This is a genomic window from Natrialba sp. INN-245 (assembly GCF_009807105.1).
Taxonomy (GTDB): domain Archaea; phylum Halobacteriota; class Halobacteria; order Halobacteriales; family Natrialbaceae; genus Natrarchaeobius; species Natrarchaeobius swarupiae.
The window spans coordinates 18,702-27,802 of sequence record NZ_WUBV01000011.1 but is presented as its reverse complement, the minus strand read 5'-3'; the positions used below and the strand labels follow the sequence as shown (position 1 = coordinate 27,802).

Genomic DNA, 9,101 nt, shown 5'->3' with positions numbered 1-9,101 from the left:
TTGGAACAGCAGCTATCTCGGTATGATTGCGGTCAGACTTGACGCAATTTCGGCGTGATCCCCATTTCAGTCAGTCGCTAAGCTAGAACGGATGCCAATAGAACCAAGAACAATAGATGCGAGATCAAGGTAAACAATGAGCGAGGGAGGCGGCGGGTGTTGTCTTGGAAGAGAAATCGTCGGTGATCAGACAGACCTTCCACAAGAATCCGTCTGGGACGCTTGTAGAGTTGGGATCAAACGGGCAATTCAAAAACAACTTGATAAGGGATCTTCACCGGTTGTAATCGATGGATTGCCCACTATCGGTAAGACAAAATCCGCAGCAGAAGTAGTGACTGAGTTTGATCAGCCAGCGGCAATATTCACTCATCTACACGATACTCGAAATGCACACCTAGAAAGTATAGTTGATGACGATGTGGACGTGATAAAATTACCTTCGTTAGAAACAGACTGCCCAACGGCGACTGGGGAGCATGGAGACGAATGGGCAAATCGGCTCAAGGGATATCACAACAGAGGAGCTTCACCGAAGTTCCTGCACATGCGCCTCCAGGATGATTTGCCTTGTATGCAGGATGACGAATGTGAATACATTAAGCGTTGGAATGAAGCGTCAAATGCGGATTTACTAATCGGTCACCCAGTCCACGCAGGACTCCCAGAAGTTGTCGAGGATCGGATCGTCGTCTTTGACGAAGATCCACAAGATGCATTTCGTACCGAGTTTAGTGCTTCAGATCTTGCACCTGCTATTGCTACCTTCCTCGAAAAGCAGGACATCCAGATTGACACACTAAGTGAGCTCGAAATAGTTGCAAAACAGGATCGATTTAATTCGGTTTGTAAAGAGCTTCGTGAGGTAGTTACAGACGGTGACAATCTCACCAGGCCCGCTGAGGCTCTGAATGAAAACGGTGGCCATGCGAACGCACCCGTAGCGATTCTTGCAATACTCGAATTTGATGGCTTAGTTCCTGAATCCCAGTCTGACGAAGAAGCCGATCCTGACTGGAACAGTGAGCTTCGTGATCGAATTAAGCTCGACTATGTCCAGCTCATAGACGGTTCTGAAGCGGTATTTGACTACCGTGAAGACTCACTCTATCTCCGAAGTCCACCAGACCTCAGTACAGCATGTGCTATTGTTGGATTGGACGGAACACCAACCAAGGCGATCTGGAGCGGTAGACTCGGTGTTGAGTCAGTTTCTGTACAAAGAATTCTTTGTGACGACTGTCGACAACAATATCTCCAAGAAACAATCGGATATCAATTTGTCCAAACATCTCGATCAATAAATCCATATAGTAGCGGCCGACACGCAAATAGGCGAGAATGCTATGGGCTTATCGAAGCAGTTGCAAACCGCCATGGCACAGAAGTGCCAATAATTACTACAAAAAAGGCTGAAAACCGTCTATTTGAAAACGAAACATCGCAGCCGTTTATTGATACACAGCGAGTCGAGAATTCTATCTCAAATTTCGACCACTATGGAAATCTTAGGAGCAGTAATAAATTTGAGGGGGAAGAAGTCGGTATTGTGCTTGGTTCCCCTCATCCAGGTGATCGTGCAATCCAAGTTACGGCCGCGTTTGAAGGTTATATTGCTGAGCGAGGCGACGAGAAGGGTGCTAGTCTTGCTTATGGTCTCGATGGCGATCCGTTTCTTCAACACTATCGGGAAAATAAAGTAGCGCAAGCAATCTTCCGGTTCGGTCGTACGGTTCCATCGACGGCGTATGTCCATACATCTGCTCTCCCAGACTGGCTTCAGGAGATCGCGATCAGTCCTGACGATGCTCCCGAGCTCGAAATTGTAAAACGCAGTGAGGGCGAGCGAGCAGTAATGTATACGCTCGAGGAAGAAGGCCCAGGAACAGTTCAAGAGATTACAGCTCGAGAAAGTATCGACTTTTCAGAGAATCATGTCCGAGATATGCTCAAACGCCTTCGCCGAGAGGGGATTGTGACAAGAAACGATACACAACCGTATACTTGGAATGAAGATGGTGTTTCCGACCCACCGCATACAGCCTCCGTCACACTTCCAGACCTGAGTTGATCAAAAAGTTTTTAACATCAAAGTTTTGCAGGGGCTATTTTTGTCGGTTGTTGAATCGCAAGTCGTGGCGGCTGCCCCCGCGAGTATTTCTATAGATTGCAATGAGTAGCTCAATCCAAAGAGTTCCGTATAAACTCTATACGGAGTTCTGTAGATTCACTTTTGTGATACAGTTCAACTAAATTGATATATAGGCATTCGCGAGGGCAGCCGGCGCGTGGGCGCGCCTCGGTCCGATGGAGCGCGCCCGTCGCGAACTTGCGACGGGGCGCCGGACTCACAATGAGTACAAAAAATCACAAATCGACTGAGGCGGTATCGACAATCAAGTACCCGGTTCCCCAACCACGGTACGAGCAGCCAGTGACGGATGACCAGGTCTGGGAGTTGCTCCAGACAGCTGCTAATAGCAACCGAATCATGCCCATTGTGGAGGGGAAATGGGAACAGTCTGTGCGGGACTACAATACACGAGAAGATGCAGCTCGAGCTCTCATCTTTGACCTCGCATTCTATACAGATTACCGATTTAGCCAGGTAAAGCGCCTGTTTCGTATGACTGGGATGCGGAATGTATTCACCAAAACGGAAATAGATGACATTGTCGAAGAAGCATATGAAGTGCAGAGTGGACGAAGCTATCCAACCTTCAGATAGAACAGCACAGAGTTCGTAACAAGGGGATTAGCGTCTGTGCTCGAATAAAATTTCGCTGGCAGTTTCGATAAGTCGATCACGGTATTCGTAGTATGACTTGGCGTCAGTAGCAGTTGGAAGCTCAACGGACTGAAGCGACCAATCATTCATCCCATCATGAACTCGTGACGGCTCCTTGCGGCCACCCTGCTGAGGGTATACGAGAATGCCTGACGCTTTCTCTGATAAAATATAGGATGTTATTTGATGAACATCCCCAGACTGTAAGCTCCCAGTTTTCCATTTCGCGTCTCCGACAAAGAAAACGGAGCCTGAGGAATCACTTACCACGAAATCCGGTTTCATAGTGACCGCGTGCGGCCCACTAATGATGTTTCGTATATTGGCTTGACCTTCGACCCTCCACTCACTGGAAATATCCCTCGCAGCCTCGCGGAACGCGCGTTCAGCTGCTTTTTCGAAGATACTGTTCATATTGATAAAGAGACCAAACGATTGCCGGTCACCGTATGATAGATCCTCGAAAAACAGCCGTGAAAGGACGAGTCGAGTAAGCTCTAGGAGATCCTCGTAATATGCGTTGAGCCGCGTGATTTCGATCGTGTTCAGCTCCTCAAGAGAAACGTGAGTTGGCGAAACGAACTGTTGAAGTTTCTTTTCTTGGTGAGACAGCTTCGAGGAGAGATGTTCGTCTTCAACCAGAGAGGTAACAATCTGTGTCGCCCTGTGGATTGCACGGTTGAGTACCGTATCCGACGTGAATGCGTCATACTCGACAGCAAAATCCGTCGGAACCGTGGTTGGTCGCTGGATTTGCCGCTGGACATCGAGTCGGCCTCGAACTTCCTGTTCAAGCGTCTGAACTCGTTTGTAATCGCGCCGAATACCCTGCCTCAGCACCTCATTGAGTTCAGCATGGAATAGTGCCCCAAACGCGTCGATAAACGTCTCAGAAGGTTTGAGTCCAGTCGTCTGTTCAATTGTACTGGCAGGAACGTCAAACGCGTACTGCAGCAAGTACAGCAAGTTGCTGACGGTCTCTTTGGGCGTCACCTCAACCGTCGTTCCACTTGGAAGAGTCATTACTCCAACGTAGCTGGAGGAACTGATTGAGGCAGTGCCATCCGCAGTGTAGGTCACCGACAGTGGCCGTGATTTCTCACTGAGTGACTCGAGAAAATTTTGGTCTGGTTCAGAGAGCGAGAACGGCTCCGTTTCGTCGTGTTCTGCAAGTGTGATGGGGTCTTCTGGTGGCTCCGTCTTACCTGATGATGACTCTGGGACGGCTGCTCCTGAGACTGTTACAACTGCGTTGTCATCAATCATCAATATTTACTCCATGCTGGTGAACTCTACTGACAGTGGTGCCCGATCGTCAGTACTGATACCCGCAATCTCACACAGCGCACTGTAAAGCGTTTCAGAGTCGAAGGCTAAGATCTGATTTGCCTCCCAGTCGATAAGCTGATCACCACCGTTCTGGAATAGATCGCTCTGAAGCCGATTGAATTGACCAAAGTAGTATTCTTCAAGTTGTGGCAGTATTTCGAATCGCCACATATCGACTATATCCTGGGATGTCTCGAGTCCCAAGAGGAAAGTATGGCCAATTTGTTTCCCCTTGCCAAGGTGCTGGAGTCTAATGATCCGCTCATTGAGGTCTCTAAGAGCAAGAATAGACGCTGCAATGAGTTGATCTCGTTGGTTTCCACCATTTTGCAGAAGATCAGCCAACTCATCGCCATTCAACAGCGCTGGATAACTACTGGTGGCAATCTCAAGTTCTGGTGGGAAGGGGAGGAAGCGAAAGCGTCGACGTAATGCGGTATCGACCAGGGCGATGGATTCATCAGCAGTGTTCATCGTCCCGATAATATAGAGGTTAGGCGGGATAACGAAATCCTCCCCTGAGTGGGCGAGCTTGGCTACAATCTCATTCTCCTGATTTAGGCGTTTATCTGCTTCCAACAAGGTGATCGACTCACCGAAGATCTGTGCCAAATTCCCTCTGTTGATTTCATCGATAATGAGGAAGAATGGCGATGCATCGTCGTTCTGGCCGCTATTGTTGTAGGCATCCGTAGCATCTCGCACGATCTCTGCAAATGTTCCTTTCTCGTACGTGTACTCGACTTGTTGGTTTTCAACTGAGGCGGTAAAGCCTTCGACGAAGTCCTCATATGAAAAAGATGGATGAAACGTTACTGTTCGAATCTGGTCAACACTTAATGCGTTGGCATCCTTCTTCGCTCGAAGCCACTCTGCGAATCGTCGAGCTGTGTAGGTCTTTCCAGTACCAGGAGGACCATAGAAGACAACCTGCTTCTTTGCTTCAAGTAACCGTTCGATATCCTCGTTTTGATGCTGCTCTACTGAAGACGTTTTATGAAGCTCTGTGAAGCGCTGGCGAACACCGTCATAGAGATCTCGAGCACCTTGTTGATCAGTCGGCTTTTCGATCGTGCCTACGTGCGACATCTTTTTTCGGTTAAGAAGATCAGCAACCGTCGAGATGCTCACAGCAGACTCCTGTGGGAGAGTGTAAATCCAGTCAACTGGAAGATGGTATTCAGGGGTCTGAAGTCCCTTAATCGGTTCAATTGAGGAATCATTCTTATCGATTGGCTCACCATCTGTTTCGTCGATCACGACACCAACTCCGATAACCCCAGTACCGACGAGGTACGCAAAGAGGATGTCACCCCTGTTAGGACGGGTTAGGTCCCTTCCCCACTCATCTCCACCATATGCTGCAGCCACTCCTCGCTGAAATGCCAGTGATCCATCTGTGTCTGCGTTCTCATAGTTTGTATTCCAGAGATAGTAGACTGGATCCAAGTCATCGTCACCTTCTCCTGGCCCTTCGTCATTCTGATCCACAGGATACAGCTGTGATACACTGATTTCCTCGAGAAAAGCATCAACACTCCCATAATCATTGTTCGCTATTAGATTCTCTTTTACCCGGTCTGGGTAAATCCGGCTAAATCCATCATATGGAAACCCATCATATTCCATCAACTCCCAGAAATACTCGCCATCGAGTTCGATCTCATAGACCTCGTCAAGATAGATGAGATATCGGTATCGCTCAGAATAATCCCATCCAACTGCATCACAAAATTCCCGTGTTCGATCTTCTGAGAGCTGTTCGGAGCCACCGACAGTAGCCCCGATGAAATACTCCTCGGCATCTCGGTCTCCAAAGAGTAGAAGATCACCAGGTTCTTCCGATTCACTTTCTTCGCCAGATGCCCAGACACGGACTGTCTCTCGGTCAAATTCAGTCTCTACAAGATCCTCAATTTCCGTAATGGAAACGTCCTGCGTAACTGTTTGCTCAAAATTATCTCGCATAGAATGCGTGTCAGAGAGCGGAATTTGGAAGATCTGTGGAGGGTTATGTGGTTCAAACCCATGTGCACGGAAATACTCCGCAAGCTCAGACGAGATATCAGCTAACACCTCAGCGAGAGGGTCCGGGCATGCAGTAAAGTACGTCCCCTGGACGAGGATTTGATTCTTGTCGTAAAATAAGCCGGAATGCTCGTCATTGATTCTCTGTAGCTCTTCTTTATACAACTCGTTGTCAAGGAAGTCGTCGTAAACGGCTGGGGGGCTATCAAGCTCTTGAAAATCAGTTAATCGCCTGAGATACCCACCCCGTTCACGTTGCTCCGCCTCCCACCGCTGTTCAACTGCTTCTGGAAAGTCATAGTCTGTGATGAGGTCTGAATCGATAACAGAGACACCAGCTATTTCTTTTTTGTCTTTCAGTAGGTGAACAACAATATCCCCGATTTCCGCATCGCGGAGGGTCGAATAGAAATCTCTTCCACCACTTGCCCGTTGCGGAGACATAATCGCCTTGCCCAGAGAAAGTTCACCTGCACCAGGCTTTTTGTATTCACCATGAATTGCTGTCTTTTCGATCCACACAGCTGGCGTGGCATCAAGCTCGAGTGTGTAAAAGAACCAATCAACATCGCGAAGATTTCCATCGTCACCGCCCAAATCATATTTGTCTCTAAACTCTCTGAATTTCTCAGCTTCTCTCGTATATTCGGATAGCTGAGAGCTCACTGTGTAATCAAGGAGCGCTTCCATTCCGTTGCGAGATGCACTGTTGATAATAGGATACTTCGTTGGATGAAGAAAGAACAAAATTGGGGACAAAACACCAGCTTGTATTCCCTTAATATTTAACGCAGCAAACTCATCGATAGCAACGTCAAGTTCGTGTTGATCTTCAGAGTTGACAAGAACATCTAACAGCTGATACGCATCTGATTCGTATTCCGCTGGAATCGAAATTTGGGCTTGCCCTCCACCAACAATACCTACATCCGGAATTTCTGATTTGATGTCCTCTTTAACGTGTTCTGGAAGATCCAGTCCCTCAACTCTGCTTCGTTTTTTAGAAAGTGTAGCTTTTGATGAGATCTGACATAATCGGAATAGAGTAGACATCTCATCTGTTCCAACTTGGTCATCGTAGTACTCTACTATACTTTCTGCCAGTCCACGGACAGCTGCAGCAATTTCGTTTGCTGTTTCTATCTTCTCTTCCCAATCCTCATTTCGCTTATATTCATTTACCCTGCTTTGAATCTGATCTTCTGTTAGCTCAAAATCCATTCGTATAGTTGGGAATGACAAGCCAGATGTATATAAATTGATGGTAGATGGCTGTTACTAGATTCCCAAAATCTCTTTCGTTACGCCACTATCAGAAAGATAGACCTGATCAGACCCACTCGAGCACTGCATTATGAGCTTCGAGATGCTTCGGAGAAACCGTGTCCTCGGGTAGTGAAATTTGCTCACCTGCACGATCACAAATGGTCTCACGCAGCAGCTGACTGTCCGTCTCAAACTGAGGATTCACTTGCAAATGGAACTCAGCATCGATCGTGAACAGCTTTCGATCGAATGCTGCATGATGGATCTTACTCAGTGGGAGGACATTCTGGAGGTCAGCTCGATACTCTGGATAGTCCGACCAGGGAAGGATGTGGGCAACGTCCAATAAATCTGGATGGTCTACATCAGAGACAGCACAGCTCTGATCGAACTGATAGAGTGCAGTCGCTCGAAACTCGGGATCAATTGCTCTGGCCTCTACTGTGGTTTCATAGGTACCAGCCACCATTGGATCCGACGTGACTGACTCCTCTGTCATTGTTGAGCCTGCCCACTCCTCTACCGCGTTGTCGGTAAACTGACGCCCCTCAGCAGTCAGTGCGTACTGGTCTCCATCTTTCTGAACGACACCGAGACTACGGAGCCAATTGACCCGCTGTAGCGCCATATCGTCGTTTGATGGATCCCAACCAAGTTCCGGATGCGTGTTGAGTTGTTGTCGACCGACATCGTCGATCGACATTGGCCCCACAGACAGCGCATAGAGCAAGCTCCGGAGCCCGAGGTTTCGGCGACACATGATCTCGAAGAGGGTTTCAGTTGACCGGTTCGCCTGATACCGTTGGCCCTCCGGGCCAAGATCCCATTCACCGGCATGAACCTCGAGGAAGCCGACGTCCTCGAGATAGTCACACCGTCTCAAGATTGAGTCCCGGCTCGAGACCCGTTCAAACCGTCCCCGATGCCAGCCAACAAGTTCGTCCGTCGTAGGCTGTTGAGCATTGATGTACTCGATGATTTCATCAAGTGTCTCAACGTAGCTTGTCGCTCCCCCAAACATCGGAACAATACTTCGGAGCTGTTCAGACACCATTTCTAGATCTACAATACATTTCGAAGGAGTCCACATCACTATTTGGGCAACCCCGAACTCGTCTTCGCGTTGTATTTTGTGCGCCTGAACGGGTGCAGGCGCATCAGAAAGTGCCTGCGTGAAAACCTAATGAAACAGCAAACGACACCTACTACCGAACATCGAAAGTCGGCGTGTTTGAATCCGGTCTGTGAAAACCCAACGTCGACTGTATACTGCTCGCCGACTTGTGCCATTTCGCACCAGGATCAGGTCCGACTCGAGATCGAAAAGGCCCAGTCATGATTCTCGAGATACAGCAGACTCGAGGACACCACGTCGTACTTGACGTCGACGAAGAGTTCTGCGAGACAGTCGTTTCAGCCTGTGAGTTGCGATCTGAGTGGTTCGAATTACACGGCGACAGAGAAATCGGAAATCGACTCGACGCGATCGCGACGATTTGGATGGTCGGACGTCGACATGGGTGTGTCCACACTCGAGTCGCGTGGCTTGCCCTCGCTGCTGATGCCTGTGAGTGGTACACCGAATCGTTGCACAGAACTCGAGAGGAAGAACTTGCTCGTCGAGCGAAAGATGCCTGTCGACAGCTCAAGAGTGTGTGCCGGGATCAGCGACGGATGAACGGTCGCAACT

Annotated in this window: 4 protein-coding genes; 1 reads left to right on the top strand and 3 read right to left on the bottom strand. The window is 48.6% G+C overall.

Features of this window, described 5'->3' with window-relative positions; genetic code table 11:
• Positions 1-136 precede the first annotated feature (136 nt).
• Positions 137-2,071, top strand: a complete 1,935-nt coding sequence (locus GRS80_RS03565) for a hypothetical protein (protein WP_160046360.1) — start codon at positions 137-139, stop codon at positions 2,069-2,071.
• Between the two features lie 684 nt (positions 2,072-2,755).
• Here GRS80_RS03565 and GRS80_RS03555 read toward each other — a convergent pair.
• From GRS80_RS03555 to GRS80_RS03545, 3 genes are all read right to left on the bottom strand, one after another.
• Positions 2,756-4,054, bottom strand: coding sequence for a hypothetical protein (locus GRS80_RS03555; protein WP_160046358.1), 1,299 nt, complete (start codon positions 4,052-4,054; stop codon positions 2,756-2,758).
• Between the two features lie 6 nt (positions 4,055-4,060).
• Positions 4,061-7,366: an AAA family ATPase gene (locus tag GRS80_RS03550; RefSeq protein WP_160046357.1), complete on the bottom strand. Its 3,306-nt coding sequence runs from the start codon at positions 7,364-7,366 to the stop codon at positions 4,061-4,063.
• A gap of 109 nt (positions 7,367-7,475) precedes the next feature.
• Entirely contained in the window at positions 7,476-8,462 is a 987-nt protein-coding gene (locus GRS80_RS03545) for an HNH endonuclease signature motif containing protein (RefSeq protein ID WP_343161428.1), read from the bottom strand.
• Positions 8,463-9,101 lie beyond the last annotated feature (639 nt).

What these genes read in the sequence shown, in the direction of transcription:
- GRS80_RS03555 (WP_160046358.1), bottom strand. Translation starts at nt 4,054, where the DNA reads ATGATTGATGACAACGCAGTTGTAACAGTCTCAGGAGCAGCCGTCCCA.
- GRS80_RS03550 (WP_160046357.1), bottom strand. Translation starts at nt 7,366, where the DNA reads ATGGATTTTGAGCTAACAGAAGATCAGATTCAAAGCAGGGTAAATGAA.
- GRS80_RS03565 (WP_160046360.1), top strand. Translation starts at nt 137, where the DNA reads ATGAGCGAGGGAGGCGGCGGGTGTTGTCTTGGAAGAGAAATCGTCGGT.